At 70.2% G+C, this 17,396-nt stretch carries 13 protein-coding genes; 9 read left to right on the forward strand and 4 right to left on the reverse strand.

The window, feature by feature from the left end; all coding sequences use genetic code 11:
- Positions 1–220: 220 nt before the first annotated feature.
- The 4 genes from TSO221_RS05230 to TSO221_RS05245 all read left to right on the forward strand — a co-directional run bounded on the left by TSO221_RS05230 (position 221) and on the right by TSO221_RS05245 (position 4,609).
- Complete coding sequence (locus TSO221_RS05230) at positions 221–1,366, forward strand: GNAT family N-acetyltransferase/peptidase C39 family protein (protein WP_109117412.1); 1,146 nt, start codon at positions 221–223, stop codon at positions 1,364–1,366.
- Positions 1,366–2,835, forward strand: a complete 1,470-nt coding sequence (locus TSO221_RS05235; RefSeq protein ID WP_109117413.1) for a RimK family protein — start codon at positions 1,366–1,368, stop codon at positions 2,833–2,835. Before TSO221_RS05230 ends, TSO221_RS05235 begins: the two co-directional genes overlap by 1 nt.
- Positions 2,836–3,230: 395 nt before the next feature.
- The gene (locus tag TSO221_RS05240; RefSeq protein ID WP_109117414.1) at positions 3,231–3,704 is read left to right on the forward strand and encodes a sigma-70 family RNA polymerase sigma factor; all 474 of its coding nucleotides are present in this window, start codon (positions 3,231–3,233) and stop codon (positions 3,702–3,704) included.
- Between the two features lie 680 nt (positions 3,705–4,384).
- Positions 4,385–4,609, forward strand: coding sequence for a NepR family anti-sigma factor (locus TSO221_RS05245; RefSeq protein ID WP_247877922.1), 225 nt, complete (start codon positions 4,385–4,387; stop codon positions 4,607–4,609).
- 69 nt (positions 4,610–4,678) lie between these two features.
- Here the strand turns inward: TSO221_RS05245 and putA are convergent, their stop codons facing one another.
- From putA to TSO221_RS05255, 3 genes are all read right to left on the reverse strand, one after another.
- Positions 4,679–7,822, reverse strand: a complete 3,144-nt coding sequence (putA, locus tag TSO221_RS05250) for a bifunctional proline dehydrogenase/L-glutamate gamma-semialdehyde dehydrogenase PutA (RefSeq protein ID WP_109117416.1) — start codon at positions 7,820–7,822, stop codon at positions 4,679–4,681.
- Between the two features lie 71 nt (positions 7,823–7,893).
- Complete coding sequence (locus tag TSO221_RS34850; RefSeq protein WP_146208710.1) at positions 7,894–8,295, reverse strand: DUF6228 family protein; 402 nt, start codon at positions 8,293–8,295, stop codon at positions 7,894–7,896.
- Between the two features lie 25 nt (positions 8,296–8,320).
- The gene (locus TSO221_RS05255; RefSeq protein ID WP_109117417.1) at positions 8,321–10,576 is read right to left on the reverse strand and encodes a PAS domain S-box protein; all 2,256 of its coding nucleotides are present in this window, start codon (positions 10,574–10,576) and stop codon (positions 8,321–8,323) included.
- A 199-nt stretch (positions 10,577–10,775) separates the two neighbouring features.
- On the opposite strand from TSO221_RS05255, the gene TSO221_RS05260 reads away from it, so the two are divergent.
- Entirely contained in the window at positions 10,776–12,245 is a 1,470-nt protein-coding gene (locus TSO221_RS05260; RefSeq protein ID WP_109117418.1) for an alkaline phosphatase D family protein, read from the forward strand.
- An 18-nt stretch (positions 12,246–12,263) separates the two neighbouring features.
- Here TSO221_RS05260 and TSO221_RS05265 read toward each other — a convergent pair whose 3' ends face one another.
- Positions 12,264–13,514: a methyltransferase domain-containing protein gene (locus TSO221_RS05265; RefSeq protein ID WP_247877923.1), complete on the reverse strand. Its 1,251-nt coding sequence runs from the start codon at positions 13,512–13,514 to the stop codon at positions 12,264–12,266.
- A gap of 565 nt (positions 13,515–14,079) precedes the next feature.
- On the opposite strand from TSO221_RS05265, the gene TSO221_RS05270 reads away from it, so the two are divergent.
- The 4 genes from TSO221_RS05270 to TSO221_RS05285 all read left to right on the forward strand — a co-directional run bounded on the left by TSO221_RS05270 (position 14,080) and on the right by TSO221_RS05285 (position 17,229).
- Positions 14,080–14,676 carry a transglycosylase SLT domain-containing protein gene (locus TSO221_RS05270; RefSeq protein ID WP_247877924.1) on the forward strand — a complete coding sequence of 199 codons (597 nt, stop codon included), beginning with the start codon at positions 14,080–14,082 and terminating at the stop codon, positions 14,674–14,676.
- 64 nt (positions 14,677–14,740) lie between these two features.
- Positions 14,741–15,580: a 23S rRNA (adenine(2030)-N(6))-methyltransferase RlmJ gene (gene rlmJ / locus TSO221_RS05275; RefSeq protein ID WP_109117421.1), complete on the forward strand. Its 840-nt coding sequence runs from the start codon at positions 14,741–14,743 to the stop codon at positions 15,578–15,580.
- 64 nt (positions 15,581–15,644) lie between these two features.
- Positions 15,645–16,763: an alanine dehydrogenase gene (ald, locus tag TSO221_RS05280; RefSeq protein ID WP_109117422.1), complete on the forward strand. Its 1,119-nt coding sequence runs from the start codon at positions 15,645–15,647 to the stop codon at positions 16,761–16,763.
- 133 nt (positions 16,764–16,896) lie between these two features.
- Positions 16,897–17,229, forward strand: coding sequence for a GYD domain-containing protein (locus tag TSO221_RS05285; protein ID WP_109117423.1), 333 nt, complete (start codon positions 16,897–16,899; stop codon positions 17,227–17,229).
- Positions 17,230–17,396: the final 167 nt, after the last annotated feature.

Raw genomic sequence — 17,396 nt, forward strand, 5'->3', positions numbered from 1 at the left:
GTCCGACGATCCGGCGGTGTGCGCCGATTATGCGGTAAATTGGGTGCCTTTGGGAGCAGCGCCAGTTTCGGAATTCTTGGTTAAGCAAGCTGTAAGGCTAGCCGAAGTTCTTTCGGCTGCCCAGTGTTTCACGCCAAACGCGAAAGGGGGACTCCACCTTTTTCTTCGCACGGAAGGGAGTAGAATGCACTCCAAGACCGTACCTCCCATTTCATACGCCATGCCCGACGATCTGGATTTCCCCGCCGCGCCGCCGATCACGCTGCGCCAGGCCCTGCCCTCCGACATTCCGGCGCTGCTCGCCATCGAGGAGCGCTGCTTCGAGACCGACCGCCTGACCCGCCGCAGTTTCCACCACATGATCACCAAGGGCAACGCCATGGTGCTGGTGGAACTTCACGGAGACGTGATCGCCGGCTACGGCATGGTCGCCTTCCACGCCGGGACGTCGCTGGCGCGGCTGTATTCCTTCGCGGTCGATCCGCCGTTCCGCCGCTCCGGCGCCGGAACCCGCCTGCTGACCGCCGCCGAGCAGGCGGCGCGGGCGCATGACTGCATCTATCTGAGGCTCGAAGTGCGGCGCGACAACCGTGCCGCCATCGACCTGTACAAGCGGAATGGATACCGCGAGTTCGGTGTTTATGCCGATTACTACGAAGACCACATGGAAGCGTTGCGGCTGGAAAAGCGCCTAGGTGCCGCCGGGCCCAGCGCGCCGCTCGGAGCCCGGCTGGTGCCCTACTATCAGCAGACCCTCGACTTCACCTGCGGCCCCTCGGCCCTGATGATGGGCATGAAGGCGCTCAAGCCGGAGCTGGAGCTGAACCGTCCGCTGGAGATCCGGCTGTGGCGCGAGGCGACCACGGTGTTCATGACCTCCGGGCACGGCGGCTGCGGGCCGTACGGGCTGGCGCTGGCGGCGTGGCGGCGCGGGCTGGACGTGGAGATCTGCGTCAAGGACGACAGCGTCCCCTTCCTCGACGGCGTGCGCGATGACGACAAGAAGGAGGTCATGCGCCTCGTCCACCAGGAGATGATCGACGAGTTGGCCGGGACCGGCGTGCGCGTCAGCCACCGCACCCTGACCTCCGCCGACATGGCCGAGGCGGTGCGCGACGGCGCGGTGCCGATCGTGCTGATCAGCAGCTACCGCATCTACCGGGAGAAGTTCCCGCACTGGGTCGTGGTGTCGGGGGCCGACGAGCGGTTCCTCTACGTGCACGACCCGCTGGTGTACGACGAGCAGCACGCCCACATCGACCGCATCTTCATGCCGATCCCCCGTCAGGACTTCGAACGCATGGCCCGCTACGGCAAGGCGCAGCTGAAGGCGACGCTCCTCCTGCGCGAGCGCACGTCTTACTGATGGCCGCGCACCTCGTCATCGTCGATCGCCGCGCCGACTTCCCCTGGCGGAAGGACAACCTCCAGGTCGTCACCGCGCGCGAGTACATCGCCAAGCCGGACGCGGCGCGCGGCCGCGACCAGCGCGTCATCAACCTCAGCCGCACCTACGAGTACCTGGGCACCGGCTACTATGTGTCGCTGCTCGGCGAGGCGCGCGGCGAGCGGGTGATCCCGACGGTGAAGACCATCCTCGACCTGCGCCAGCGCTCGCTGACCCGCGCCGCCCTGGCCGAGGTGGAGGAGGCGCTGGCGCGCAAGATGAAGCGGCTGAGCGACCGGCCGGAGGCCTCGTTCAACCTGCTGGTCTTCTTCGGCCGCACGATGGACCGCCGCTTCGCCGACATCGGCCGCGAGATCTTCGACCTGTTCCGCTGCCCGATCCTCAAGGTGCAGGTGCGCCTGAAGCAGGGCTGGACCCTGCACGCGGTCGAGCCGCTGTCCATCGACGCGCTGACCGAGGAGCAGAAGGCGGCGTTCGAGACGGCGCTCGACGCCTACACCCGCGCGTCCTGGCGCGAGCCGGCGGCGCGGGCGCAGGCGCGCTGGACGCTGGCCATCCTGCACAACCCCAGGGAGGAGCTGCCGCCTTCCAGCCCCCGCGCGCTCCAGAAGTTCATCAAGGCCGGCGAGGCGCTGGGCATCGAGGCGGAGCTGATCGAGAAGAAGGACTACGCCCGGCTCGCCGAATACGATGCGCTGTTCATCCGCGAGGGCACGGCCATCGACAACCACACCTACCGCTTCGCCAAGAAGGCCGAGGCGGAGGGGATGCCGGTGATCGACGATCCCAACTCGATCCTGAAATGCACCAACAAGGTGTACCTGGCCGAGTTGCTGAAGGCCCATAAGGTCCCGACGCCGAAGACGGTGATCCTCGACAAGCGCGGGCTCGCCACGCTCGATCAGGAGATCCCCTACCCCATCGTGCTGAAGATCCCGGACGGCTCCTTCTCGCGCGGGGTATTCAAGGTCACCAACCGCTCCGAGCTAGAGGCGACGGCGGAGAGCCTGTTCGAGGACTCCGACGTCATCCTGGCGCAGGAGTTCATGTACACCGAGTTCGACTGGCGCGTCGGCGTGCTGAACCGCCAGCCCTTCTACGTCTGCCAGTACCTGATGGCGAAGAAGCACTGGCAGATCGTCAAGCACGGCCGCAGCGGCCGGGCCGAGACCGGCTCTTCGCGCACGTTCGCGGTGGACGAGGCCCCGCGCGAGGTGGTGGAGGTCGCGGTGAAGGCGGCGGGCCTGATCGGCGACGGCCTGTACGGCGTCGACGTCAAGCAGAACGAGCACGGCGTCTTCGTCATCGAGATCAACGACAACCCCAGCCTCGACCTCGGCGTCGAGGACGCCTGCCTGAAGGACGAACTCTACCGCGCGATCATGCGGGAGTTCCTGCGGCGGCTGGAGAGCCGGGCCGGGCGCTAGGCGCGCCCGCCACCGCTACCCCCAACGGGTGAAGCGGGGCCTCGGCCATACGCTCATTTCGCGTCGCTTTCCGGATCCCCCGGCGGGGAACAAGCGCTCACCCCCCGCGTTAAGTCCGGGACATCACGTCGAACGGGAGCACTCCGGAAGAGGCAATCCGGAGCCCGCCCCCATCGAGGAACGGGGAGACCGACAATGACGACAGCCCGGAATGCGCGCGTCGCCGGCTCGGCCGAGCGGGGGGCCTGAAGGCACCGACAAACCCCATTGCGAACCACCACCGAACGGACCGGCCGCGAGGCCGGGGTGCCGGCGGGGTTCGTCGTCTCTGGCGGAGCGGTGCGCACAGGACGGCCGCAGCCGCGCCAAGGAATAGACTTGGAGGAAGTGAGACCATGTCATATTCGTTCGAAGCCGAGCTCATCCGCTGCATGCCGAACCTGCAGCGCTACGCGTGCAAGTTGACGCGTGATGCCACGGCTGCCGAAGACTTGACCCAGGACTGCCTCGCCCGCGCGCTGTCGCGCTCGCACCGGTTCGAACCGGGCACCAACATGCAGGCGTGGCTGACCACGATGCTGAAGAACCTGCATTTCAACAACCTGCAACGCGAGAAGCACGTCACCAAGGTGGAACTGTGGGACGGCGCCATGTCGGTGGAAGCGTCCCAGATCGCCCGCCTCGTCTTCCGCGACGTCGACCGCGCCTTCGGCTCGCTCACCCCCAGCCAGCGCAAGGTGGTCAAGCTGGTGGCCATCGAGGGGCGCCCCTACCAGGAAGCCGCCGAGAAGCTGAACGTCTCCATCGGCACCATCCGCTCCCGCCTGTGCCGCGCCCGCGAGCGGCTGAACAACCTGATGGCGGCGTAGCAATGGAAACAACCCCTCCCCCAGCCCCGCTGGGGGAGGTCGGGTGGGGGCTGGTTGTTTTTCGAATGAGCCGTGCCCCCCAATCCTCCATGTTGCGGCTCCATGTCCCCAAAGTTCAGTAGCTTAACCGTCATCCCCGCGAAGGCGGGGATCCATGCTTCGTACCGCGTTTCTTCGCTGGTCGACATGGATCTCCGCCTTCGCGGGGATGACGGTTTGGGACGGTGGTTGGGCACCGACATCGGCCGCCAACACGGACGAAGAGTACGGCGGTGGCGTGGCCGATGCCGTTCGCCGCCGGCGACCAGCGCCCCCTTGTCCCGCAGCTTGCCGTTTCCGCGGTACTGCGGACGCCCGGCCGAGGGCCGCGGCGGCTGCCGGCCTTCCCGCTGGCATGGTGGTGCGTTTGCAACAACTTGCCGCCAAGCCGCGTTCCGCATGTCGACAACTGGAACAAGCAACACCGATCGCTGTTACATCGGGCATACATACAACGCAGGCGAAACAGGCGGGGGCTGGCCATGACCGAAGAACAATCCACGAGAGAAGCTCGAAGCGAACTGTTGCCGTTTTCGCGGCACACCCCATAAGAAGGGCTAGCGACGCCTTCCGAGCCTCACCACTTGGACAGTGGCCGGACGTGTCACGGACCGTTTGCGACGCTCCGGGATTGAACGGACATGAAGCGTGTGACAATGAGCCACATAAACGCCTATCTCGATGGCGCCCTCGACGACAACGAGCGGCGGGAGTTCGAGGCCGCGGTCGAGACGGACGCGGATGCGAAAGCCATGCTGAACCTGCACAGGCAGCATGTGGACGAACTGCACCGCCTGTACGACACCGTTCTGGAAGAGCCGGTGCCGTCGCGCATGCTCGACCTGCTGCGCCAGCAGAAGACGTGACCGCGCGGCACGCGCCTGGACGGTAAGGGAGGCGATCGGCCCGGCCGGTCGCCTTTTCCATATCGGCCGCTACTCCTCCCCGAGCGACACCAGCGTGGTGTTGCCGCCGGCCGCCGTGGTGTTGACGGTCAGCGTGCGCTCGGTGGCGAAACGCAGCAGGTAGTGCGGGCCGCCGGCCTTCGGGCCGGTCCCGGACAAGCCCTCGCCACCGAAGGGCTGCACGCCCACCACGGCGCCGATCATGTTGCGGTTGACGTAGGTGTTTCCCACCCCGAGCCGGCCGTGGATGCGGCGGATGGTGTCGTCGATGCGGCTGTGGATGCCCAACGTCAGGCCGTAGCCGGTCGCTTCCACCGCGTCGAGCACCGCATCCAACCGGTCGGCGCCGTAGCGGATCACGTGCAGCACCGGGCCGAACACCTCGCGCTCCAGCCGGGCGAGGCCGTCGATCTCGAAGGCGCGCGGGGCGAAGAAGGTGCCGTGCGCGCAGTCCTCGCCCAGTGGCACCTCGAACAGAAGCGTCGCCTCCGCCTTCATCCGGTCGGCGTGTGCCTGGAGCGTGGCGCGCGCCTCCGCGTCGATGGCCGGGCCGACATCGGTGCGCAGCAGTCCCGGATCACCAACGCGCAGCTCGTGCGCCGCCCCCTCCAGCATGCGGATCACCCGGTCGGCGATGCCGTCCTGCACGAACAGCACGCGCAGGGCCGAGCAGCGCTGTCCGGTGGAGCGGAAGGCACTGGTCAGCACGTCGTCCACCAGTTGCTCCGGCAGAGCCGAGGAATCGGCGATCAACACGTTCTGCCCGCCGGTCTCGGCGATCAGCGGCACGATCGGGCCGTTGCGCTGGGCGAGCGCCAAGTTGATGGCGCGCGCCGTCTCGGTCGATCCGGTGAAGGCCACCCCGCGCACCCGCGGGTCGTTCACCAGAGCCGCGCCGACGCGGCCGTCGCCGGGCAGCAGGTGCAGCACGTCGGCCGGCACGCCGGCCTCGTGGAACAGCCGGACGGCGCGGGCGGCCATCAGCGGCGTCTGCTCGGCCGGCTTGGCCGCCACCGCGTTGCCGGCGGCCAGCGCCGCCGTCACCTGCCCGACGAAGATGGCGAGCGGGAAGTTCCACGGGCTGATGCAGGCAAACACACCGCGCCCGTGCAGGGAAAGCTGGTTGTGCTCCCCCGTCGGGCCGGGCAGCACTCTGGGCAGCGTGAAGTTGACCCGCGCGCGGGCGGCGTAGTAGCGGCAGAAGTCCACCGCCTCCCGCACCTCGGCCAGCGCGTCGGGGATGGTCTTGCCGGCCTCGCGCACGCACAGCGCCATCAACTCGGCGCGGTTCCACTCCAGCAGGTCGCCGGCGCGCTCCAGCACGGTGGCCCGCCGCTCGGCCGGCGTGTTGGCCCAGTCGCGTGCCGCCTTCGACGCCACCGCCAGCGCGTGGCCGACGTCGCGGTCGCTGGCCTCCACCACCGTGCCGACCACCCGGCCGCTGGCGGGGTCGAGGACGGCGCGCCCGGAACCCTCCACGGCCATGCCGCCGGCCAGCGGCACCGCGCTCCACGGCGTCGCGTAGGCCTGCTCCATCCGGCGCAGCAGCGGATCCGTCTGCATCGGATCGGAGAGGTCGAGGCCGCGGGAGTTGCGCCGCTCCGGCCCGAACAGGTCGACGGGCAGCGGGATGCGCGGGTGCGGCTTGTAGGGCAGGCGCGCGGCGCGGGCGACCGGGTCGGCGACGATGTCGGCCACCGGCACCTTGTCGTCCTGGATGCGGTTGACGAAGGAGGAGTTCGCCCCGTTCTCCAGCAGGCGGCGGACCAGATAGGCCAGCAGGTCCTCGTGGCTGCCCACCGGCGCGTAGACGCGCACGGGCATCTCCGGGCTTGCGATCTGATGGTACAGCGGCTCGCCCATGCCGTGCAGGCGCTGGAACTCGTAGCCCTCGTTGTTCCCCGCCATGGCCTGGACGGCGGCCACGGTGTGCGCGTTGTGGGTGGCGAACATCGGGTAGAGCGGCCCGCGCAGCTCCAGCAGCCGGCGGGCGCAGGCGAGGTAGGACAGGTCGGTGTTCACCTTGCGCGTGAACACCGGGTAGCCGTCGAGGCCGCGCTCCTGCGCCCGCTTGATCTCGGTGTCCCAGTAGGCGCCCTTGACCAGCCGCACCATCAGCCGCCGGCCGGAGCGCCGGGTCAGCTCGGCCAGCCAGTCGACCACCGCGCAGCCGCGCTTCTGGTAGGCCTGCACCGCCAGCCCCAGCCCGTCCCAGCCGGCCAGCGCCCCGTCCAGCGCCATCGCCTCGACGAGGTCGAGTTGGAGGGCGAGCCGGTCGGCCTCCTCCGCATCGACGGTCAGGCCGATGCCGGCGTCGCGGGCCATCAGGCACAGACTTTTCAGCCGGGGTTGCAGCTCGCGCAGCACGCGCTCGCGCTGCGCCTCCTCGTAGCGCGGGTGGAGCGCCGAGAGCTTGACCGAGATGCCGGGGCTGTCGACGACGCTCCGGCTCCCGCGCGCGGCGCCGATGGCGCGGATGGCCGCGGCGTAGGTCCCCAGGTAGCGGTCGGCGTCGGCCATGGTGCGGGCGCCCTCGCCCAGCATGTCGTAGGAGTGGCGGTAGCCGGCCTTCTCCTGTTCGCGCCCGCGCTCCAGCGCCTCGCCGATGGTGCGGCCCATGACGAACTGGCGGCCGAGGATGCGCATGGCCCGCACCATGGCCTGCCGGATCACCGGCTCGCCGGCCCGCGCGATCAGGCGGTTGACGAGGGCGGCCGGCCGCCCCTCGGTCTCCTCGTCCAGGCGGATGACGCGGCCGGTCAGCATCAGCGCCCAGGTCGAGGCGTTGACGAACAGGTTGTCGGCGTGCCCGACGTGCTGCGCCCAGTCGGCCTCGCCGATCTTGTCGCGGATCAGGGCGTCGGCGGTCTCCGGGTCGGGGATGCGCAGCAGTGCCTCGGCCAGGCACATCAGCGCCACGCCCTCGCGGGTGGACAGCCCGAACTCCTGGAGGAAGGCGTCGAGCATGCCGAAGCTGGTGCGCGCCGCCCGCACGCCCTCGACCAGCCGCGACGCCTCCGCCTCGATGCGGGCGCGCAGGGCGGAGGGCAGCGCGGCGCGCTCGACCAGCGCCTCCACCGCCTGCGCCTCGTCCATGCGGTAGGCGTGCTCCAGCGCGATGCGCGGCGGGGTGTCGGGGGCGAAGGGATCGACGGCGGCGATGGCGGTGCTCATGCGTCCAACTCCCCGTTCAGGTGAGGCTTCTCTTTATCTAATGGCGCTTGGGGCAGTGCGCTCATACCGATTCAAGTGTCAGTTGGCGAGGCATTGAAGAACGCTAGAGCGCGCTTTGCAATGTGCTCTAATTGACCAAAGTCTGCAGATAGCCCGGTCTTGACGAGCCATTCCTCCGGCGCGCCCTGCATTCCGCGCAATTCGACTTCGAGCGTTACGGCCCCCAAGGAGGTACAGACTGCGGAAATCCGGAAGTCTTCCTCGATTGTTGACCAGGAACGGCGCCCCGACCACGGTGCGTCGAATTTTCCAAGCTCCTGGAAGAACCGCGCCAAACCATCGGCGTCGGTGTATGCGAAAACCTCCGCAGAAGCTGAAACAAAGTGCCCCGTTAGCGTGACGCGGAACCTTTCGCCGCACAGATCGCTAAAGCTAACTGCCCGGTCGGATGCTGTGGAGCGTATAGTGAACAAAGAAGACTCCGTTTACGTATAATGGTCACGCCGGCGTCCGCACCGCGTACTGGTTCCGCCCGTCGGCCTTGGCGCGGTACATCGCCTGGTCGGCCGCCTTCATCAGCGCGGCGGGGTCGCGGCCGTCCTCCGGGAAGACGGCGATGCCTAGGGAGGCGCCGACGTGGATCGCGTTGCCGGCCAGTTCCACCGGCTCGTTGATCACGGCGATCACCTTGCTGGCCACCATCTCCGCGTCGGACAGCGAGCCGATCTCGCTCAGCACCAGCACGAACTCGTCGCCGCCCAGGCGGGCGATGGTGTCGGCGCGGCGCACCGCGGCTTCCAGGCGCCGGGCGATCACCACCAGCAACTCGTCGCCGACATCGTGGCCGTAGGTGTCGTTGACCGGCTTGAAGCCGTCGAGGTCGAGCATCAGCACCGCCACCGCGCGCCCGTGCCGTGCCGCCAGCGCCACCGCGCGGTCCAGCCGGTCCATCAGCAGCCGGCGGTTCGGCAGGTCGGTCAGGGCGTCGTAGTGCGCGAGGCGGTGGATGCGCTCCTCCGCCCGCTTGCGCTCGGTGATGTCGCGGGAGATGGCGATGACCGCCGTGTTGCCCTTGTGCTGGAACAGCCGGGCGCTGGTCTCCACCGGGATGCGGCGACCGTCGGCGGCAACGTGCACGCGCTCGAACACGCCGCAGCCGTCGCGGCAAATGTCGGCGATGAGACGCGGGATCTCCACTGCCCCCTCGGGATCGCAGATGTCGGCCGGCGTGCGCGTCAGCAGCTCCTCACGCGTGTAGCCCAGGCGCTCGCACGCCACGTCGTTGACGTCGATGAAGGCGGACGGCGTGCCGTCCGGCGCCAGGTAATAGACGAACACCGCGTCGAGGCTGGAGTTGAACAGCAGCCGGTAGCGCTCCTCGCTCTCGCGCAGGACCTGCTGCTGGCGCAGCCGTTCGGAGATCTCGTGGAAGGCGGCCACCGCGCCGCACACCCTGCCGTCGCGGATCAGCGGCGCCGCGGCCAGCGCGACCGGCAGCCAGCCGCCGTCCTTGCGGACGAAATAGTCCTCGTGCGTCGTGAAGCGCCGGCCGGCGAGGATCGCCTGGTGCACCGGGCACGACTCGGCCGGGAACGGCGTGCCGTCGCGGTGCGTGTGGTGGAAGGTCTCGTGCGCGTTGCGGCCGAGCAGCTCGTCGCGCCGCCAGCCCAGCATCTCCTCGGCCGCCGGGTTGACGTATTCGATGACGTCCCGGTCGTTGACCACGCAGACGCCCTCGGTCAGCACCGAGGTGATCTCCTGGAAGCGGCGGCGGCTCTCGCGCAAGGCGTGCTCGGCCTCGCGGCGCAGGGTGATGTCCCTCAGGGTACCGGACACGCCGGCCTCCGGCCCATCCGCCGTCTCGCCCCGGCGGGCGTTCAGCTCGGCCCAGCGCCAGCGGCCGTCGCGGGTGCGGATCCGCAGTTCCTGCCGGCTGTGCTGCAGCCAGCCGGCGGTCAGCGCCTCGAACAGCGCCTCGGCCTTCTCGCGGTCGTCGGGGTGCACGGCGTCCAGCAGGGGCGTGCCGAGCGACTCCTCCACGGCGTAGCCGGTCAGGTCGGCCCAGGCGGGGTTCAGCAGGGTCCAGGCACCGGCGCGGTCGGTCTTGAACACCACGTCGCGCACGCCGCCGAACACGGTGCGGAAGCGGCGCTCGCTCTCGGCCAGCGCGCTCTCCACCGCCAGCCGCTCGCGCTCGTGCAGCATCAGCGTGCCGAGGAACAGGACGCCGAGCAGCGAGGTGCCCAGCAGCGGCAGCGCCGCGTTGCCCAGCACCTGCCCGATCAGCCCCCAGTCCGGCAGCAGCACCACGCCGCCGAGATTCATCGGCCCGACGACGGCGCCGAGCAGCAGCAGGTCCGGCGTGCCCGGCCGCGCCCCGCGGTGGCGCAGCGCGCGCTCGAAGGCGATGCCGGTCAGCGTGGTGGCGACGATGCCGGCGACGCCGGCCAGCGCGCCGACTCCGCCCTGCCACAGCCGGAAGGCGCCGGCCAGCGTGCCCGCCACCAGCGCCGCCACCGGGCCGCCGAACAGCGCCGACAGGCCGAGCAGCACGCTGCGCGCGTCGATGAGGATGCCCGGCGCCAGGACGGTCGGCGTCAGCATGGACCCCACCGCACCGGCAGCGAACAGCAGGCCGAGGACGAGCGTGCGCTCCGGCCGGCCGGCCGGCAGGTGCCGGATCACGTGGGTGTAGGCGATGGACACCACGGCGAGCAGCCCGACGCTGCGCCCCAGGCCCATCAGCAGGTCCATGACCACCCCGGGTACCCCGCCCTCGTTCGCCCGCCCGCGGCGTCACCGGCGGGACTCTTCACAGTATATACCGTTCTCTTGCGAAGGGCGCGGGAAACCGCGCGTTGCATTCCGCAGGGGGATGCGACTTTTGGGCCCTGCCCGGCGCGTCGGTGGCAAGCCCCTTCCCAGTCCGACCGCTTCGCTCTATTGGGAGTGTATGGCGCAAACCAAGGATAGGCCGCGTTTCCTCCTCGGCCCCGTGCTCGTCTTCCGGGGCGAGCAGGGCGACCGCTGGCGCGTGTCGGCGCTGTTCGTCATCGACGGCGAGCACGAGCCGGACGACCTGCGTGTCGACGGCGTAGGCCTGCCGGTGCCGCCGCGGCACGTCGCGGCGTGGCGCGGCCGGCACCTCTGGCGCTTCGACTTCGCCGTGCCGCGCGACACCACCGACGGCGAGGCTTCCTACGGCTTCCAGGACGCCGAGGAGCACTGGCGCATGGCGGTGCCGGCGCGCGGCGGCACGCCGCGGCTGGCCTACACCGCCTGCAACGGCATCGAGGACGAGCACTGCCAGCCCACCGCCACCGCCGCGCGCAACGCGCTGTGGAGCGACCTCGCGGCGCAGCACGCGCGCACGCCGTTCCACCTGCTGCTGCAGGGCGGCGACCAGCTGTACGCCGACACGGTATGGCGCGACTGCCCGTCGCTGAAGGCGTGGAGCAAGCGCCGCGGCCGCTGGGCCCGCCCCTTCACGGCCGCCATGGCCGAGGAGGCGATGAGCTATTACGTCGACCGCTACATCGCCCTGTGGTCGCAGCCGGAGATCGCGCCGGTGCTGGCCTGCGTGCCGTCGGTGATGATGTGGGACGACCACGACATCTTCGACGGCTGGGGCTCGCTGCAAGGCGAGGCGCAGCACGCCGCGGTGCCGCGCGGCGTGGCGCTGGTGGCGCGGCGCGCCTTCACGCTGTTCCAGCTCGCCGCGCCGCCCGAGTCGCTGCCGGAATGCGTATGGGGTGCGGAGCACGGCGGCTTCACCCAGGGCTTCCGTGCCGGCGACCTCGGCGTGTTCGCCCCCGACCTGCGCAGCGACCGAACGCCGGACCGCGTGCTGTCGGAGCGCACCTGGGCGGCGCTGCCCGAGTGGCTGGAGCGCTTCCAGGGCTGCCGGCACCTGCTGTTCCTGTCCAGCGTGCCGCTGCTCTACGCCGACACCGGGGTGCTGGAGCGCTGGGTCAACCGCCTGCCCGGCACGGCCAGGCTGCGCGACGACCTGCGCGACCAGTGGCGCAGCCCGGCGCACGTCGAGGAGTGGCGGCGGCTGCTGGAACTGCTGTCCGCCTTCTCGCTGCGCAGCGGCTGCCGGGTCACCGCGCTGTCCGGCGAGGTGCATTTCGGCGCGCGTGCCCTGCTGCACGGCGGCGGGGTGGAGATGTGGCAGCTGGTGTCGTCCGGCGTGGTGCACCCGCCGCCGGGGCGGCTGGCGACGGCGCTGCTGGAGCGGCTGGCGGCGCGGCGCGACGCGCCCTTCCCCGGCTGGTCGCTGGAGATGCCGCCCTTCCCCGAGACCGGCCGCCGGCTGATCCGCGCCCGCAACTGGCTGTCGTTGCACCTCGACCGCAAGAACCAGCTGCACGCCCAGTGGCACGCCGAAGGCGCCACCGGACGGTTCCTGCAAGTGATCTGAGGGCAGGTGATCTGAGGGCTACGCCTTCCCCAGCACGAACACCAGGCCCGGCACCGGCGCCTGCTTCTCGCGGCGCGGCGAGCACTCCTCCAGCAGCAGCACGTCGAGCCCGGCCGCCGCCGCGGACTCTTTCAGATAGGCCACGGAGTGCGCGTAGCGCCGCGTCGGGCCGAGGACGAAGCCGCCGCTCTCCAGGCGCTCGACCGTCGCCGCGAAACGGCCGCCGGGCGCCAGCGCGGTTGCCGCCGCCGCGAAGACCGCGGCGAGGTCGCCGATGTAGACCAGCACATCGGCCGCCACCAGCAGATCCCAGCGCGCCGGCCCGGCCATGGCATCGACGATGTCGCCCACCGACAGCGCGTCGTACGGGCCGCGCCCGCGCGCCTTCTCCACCATGCGCGGCGACAGGTCGACGCCGGCGAGGTGCGCGCACAGCGGCCGAAGCTCGACTCCCATCAGGCCGGTCCCGCAGCCGAGGTCGAGCGCGCGCATCCCCTGCACCGGCCCGCACACGCGGTCGATGGCCTCGCGCAGGATCCGCGGCGCGGCGTAGCCGAGCTTGCCGACGAGGTCGCTGTCGAAGCGGTCGGCGTAGCGGTCGAACAGGGCGCGCACGTACGCGGCGGAGAGGTCGGCGCCCTCCCCGCCCTCCAGCGCGGCGACCAGGGCGGCGGTGCGGTCGTCCGGTTCGATCTCCTGCGCGCGGCGCAGGGCGGCCAGCGCCTTGGCCGGCTCGCGCAGCTCGGCCCAGGCGTGGCCAAGCAGGCGGTGCAGACCGGCGTCCCCATCCGGGCGGCGCAGCGCGGGGGTGAGCAGCTCCACAGCCGCCAGCGCGTCGCCGCCGGTCATCAGCAGCTCCGCCAGCTCGGCCAGCACGTCACGGTCGTCGGGGCGCAGCACCAGGGCCTCGCGCAGTTCCTCGGCGGCCTCGGCGGTGCGGCCGGCGCGCGCCAGGGCGCGGCCGTGGCCGCGGCGTACCGAGGCAGCGTCCGGACGCTCGGCCACGAGGTCCTGAAACACGGAGAGGGCGGCCTCGTCGCCGGCCGCCGCCAGCGCCTCCGCGCGGCCGAGGCGCCAGGACCAGCGGCCGGGATCGAGGCGCAGCGCGCGTTCGTAGACGCGGGCCGCGACGGCCGGTTCGGCGTCCAGCACCTCGGCGAGCGCGCCGTGCGCCTCGGCGCTCGTGGGATCGGCGGCGACGGCCATCCGGAAGGCGCTGCGGGCGCCGGCCGACTCGTCGGCGTATAACCGCTGGTAGCCGACCTCCAACAATCGGTCGAGGGCGGATGGACCAGCGGATATCGGATGGAGAGACACTCTGTCGCAACCCATTCGGCAAGGAAGGGGCGCAGCTTAATGCCGCGCGGCGCCGCAACACGCAAGAGCCTCTTAGAAATAACCACTTAGTGTGATTTTCGCGACACGTTTCGGCACCGCACCCAAACCTCGTATCACACCCTCCCATCCGCCGATCCGACGTCATACACCAAGGAAAAACAATGCCTTGGGCGAATCTGCGCAAGGATTTAGGCCACTATGCAGCTTGGCCTAGGCGGCACCCGGCCGGACGGCCGCTGTGGTATTACCAGAACGTAATTGGGTTGACGATGGATCAAAATTTTGAAAAAAGTGCCTCGGCGTCCGATTGGGAGGCGCTGACTTTTGTTTAGGAGGCGGTCGCCGTAAGCGACTCGGTGACCGGGAATCAAATCCGCGCAACGTGATGCGCGGTCCCCGCGGGCGGGCGGGACAGAAACAAGGGAGCGCAGTCATGCGAGGTCGGAATCAGCGCGTACGAACTATGCTCGGGGGCATGCTTGCCCTGGGCCTGGGAATGGCGCTCACGCCCCTCGCGGCGCAGTCGGCGGCCGCGGCTTCCGAGGGATGCGTCGCCCACGCCGCCGAGGCGGAGCAGAAGCTGAACATTCCCGCGGGCATGCTCCTGGCCATCGCGCTGGTTGAAAGCGGCACCGACGGCACCCCGAACCCCTACGCGATCAGCGCCAACGGCCGCGCCATCATGGCCCGCAGCCCCCAGGACGCCGCGCGCCACCTGCGCGACCGCGGCGGGCGCGTGCGGGAGAACACATACGTCGGCTGCATGCAGCTGTCCGTCCAGGTCCACAAGGGCCAGTTCGCGCCGCTGGAGAAGATCGCCGAGCCGCGCGAGAACGTCTGGTACGCCGGCCGCCTGCTGGTCCGCCTGCACGGCGAGGAAGGCAGCTGGAAGGCCGCGATCGCCCGCTACAACGGCACCTCGCCGCGTCGCGCCCAGGCCTACGTCTGCAAGGTCTGGCAGAACCTCGCGGAACTCGATCAGGAAAGCGCCAAGCTGATCGCGTCGCCCAAGTGCGACGACTCGGAGCGCGCCAGCATCGCCCCGGCGACGCGCCGCACCTTCCGCAACGCCCAGGTCGCCGCCCTGGACTGAGCCAAAACGGCTCCGGTCCCTCTCCTCTGGCAGGCGCGGGCGGAATGGGCTACATCCCCGTTCCATGAACTACCGACACATCTTTCACGCCGGTAACTTCGCCGACGTGATGAAACACGCGGTGCTGACGCTGATCGTCGAGCACCTGCGGGCCAAGCCGGCCGCCTTCTGCGTCCTCGACACCCACGCTGGCGTCGGACGCTACGACCTGACCTCCGACCCGGCGCAGCGGACACTCGAGTACGCAGACGGAATCGGCCGCCTGTTCGGCCACGCCCCGCCGCACCCGGCGCTCGCCCCCTACCTGGACGCCGTGGCCGGCCTCAACCCCGGCGTGGATCTTCGCTGGTATCCCGGGTCGCCGTTGCTGGCGCGCGCCCTGCTGCGGCCGCAGGACCGGCTGGTGCTGAGCGAACTGCACCGGGAGGACGCCGCCACGCTGAAGGCGGAGTTCGCCCGCGACGGCCAGGTCGCCGTGCACGCCATGGACGCCTACCACGCGCTGAAGGCGCACCTGCCGCCGAAGGAGAAGCGCGGACTGGTGCTGATCGACCCGCCCTTCGAGGAGCCGGACGAGTTCGTCCGCCTCGTGGCCGGCCTCCGGCAGGCCCATCGGCGCTGGCCGACGGGGATCTACGCGATCTGGTACCCGATCAAGGAACGCCCGGCGGTGTGGCGCTTCCAGGAGGCGCTGGCCGAGGCGGGGATCCCCAAGATCCTGCTGGCCGAGCTGACCATCCACCCGGAGGACACGCACCTGCGCCTCAACGGCTCCGGCCTCGCCATCGTCAACCCGCCGTGGACGCTGGACGAGACGCTGGGCGCGGTGCTGCCGGCGCTGCACGCCGCCCTGCCCGGCACCGGCGGCGGCACCCGGGTGGAGTGGCTGGTTCCCGAAGCGTGAGCGCTGCACGTCCGCCCTCGCCGCCCTACATGAAGAGTCTCGGCGGATCGCAGGGAGACGGACGATGCTGATCGGGGTGCCCAAGGAGATCAAGAATCACGAGTACCGCGTCGGGCTGACACCGGCCTCGGTGCGCGAGCTGGTCCACCACGGCCACGCCGTGCTGGTGCAGGCCGGTGCCGGCCACGAGATCGGCCTGGAGGACGAGCAGTACGCCGCGGCCGGCGCGGAGATCGTCCCGGACGCCGCAACCGTGTTCGGCCGCGCCGAGATGGTCGTCAAGGTCAAGGAGCCGCAGCCGGCCGAGTGCCGCATGCTGCGCGCCGGGCAGGTGCTGTTCACCTACCTGCACCTGGCGCCGGATCCGGAGCAGACCCGGGCGCTGCTCGCCTCGGGCACGGTCGCCATCGCCTACGAAACGGTGACCGACGAGCGCGGCGGCCTGCCGCTGCTGGCGCCTATGAGCGAGGTGGCCGGCCGCATGGCGGTGCAGGCCGGCGCGCACTGCCTGGAGAAGGCGCAGGGCGGGCGCGGACTGCTGCTCGGCGGCGTGCCCGGCGTGCCGGCGGCCAAGGTGGTGGTGCTGGGCGGCGGCGTGGTCGGCACCAACGCGGCGCGCATGGCCATGGGGCTGGAGGCCAAGGTGGTGGTCATCGACCGCTCGCTGGCCCGGCTGAAGGAACTGGACCTGCAGTTCGGCGCCAAGCTGCAGACCATCTACTCCACCGTCGACGCCATCGAGGAGCACGTGCTGGACGCCGACCTGGTGATCGGCGCGGTGCTGCTGCCGGGTGCGGCGGCGCCGAAGCTGGTGACGCGCGGCATGGTGGCGCGCATGCAGCGGGGCGCTGTGGTGGTGGACGTCGCCATCGACCAGGGCGGCTGCTTCGAGACCAGCCGGCCGACCACCCACGCCGACCCGACCTACGTGGTGGACGGGGTGGTGCACTACTGCGTGGCCAACATGCCGGGCGGCGTGGCCCGCACCTCGACCTTCGCGCTGAACAACGCCACCCTGCCCTTCGTGCTGGATCTCGCCGACCGCGGCTACCGCGCGGCGCTCGGCCGCGACCGGCACCTGCGCAACGGGCTGAACGTCCACGCCGGCAAGATCACCTGCAAGGCGGTGTCGGAGGCGCAAGGGCTGGATTATTTGTCCGCTGAAGAGGCGCTCGGCCTCTGAAGCGAAACGGTATCCCAAAAAAGGAGGACGGCTACGGTCCGACGCGCCCGGGCCGTAGCCGGATGCCTCGAACCGGCGCGCGAAGACTTGCCGTATCCTTTCCCCCGCGACAGCACGAGGGGAGGACATCACGATGCCCCACTATATGGTCCAATGGCAGTTTTCCACCGACAACTTCCGCAACCTCGTCCAGAACCCCGACTCCCGGATCGACACGGTCCGCAAGGGAATCGAATCGTTCGAGGGCAAGCTCCATCATTATTTCTTCGCCTTCGGCGAACATGATGGCGTGGTTCTCTGCGAGTTCCCCGACCATGAGCGGTGTGTGGGATTCCTTGCGATGGTCGCGGCCAAGGGCGGGGCCACCAACTTCAAGACGACGGTGCTGCTCACCCCCGAGGAAGGAAGGCGCGCCTTCGAGCGTGCGGGCCAGACCCAGACGACCTACCGTCCCGCCGTGAGCTGAGCGTTGCCTGCGGGCGGCGCTGCCCAGGGGGCACCGCCCGCTTTCGCGATCAGCGCTTGCTGCCGACGTGCCCGAGGTGATGGATCACCTCGCCGACGATGCCGCGGCGGAAGAGCAGGACGCAGACCACGAAGATGGCGCCGATCACCACGGTGACCGGGAACTGC

Source organism: Azospirillum sp. TSO22-1 (assembly GCF_003116015.1).
In the GTDB taxonomy this organism is placed as follows: Bacteria; Pseudomonadota; Alphaproteobacteria; order Azospirillales; family Azospirillaceae; genus Azospirillum.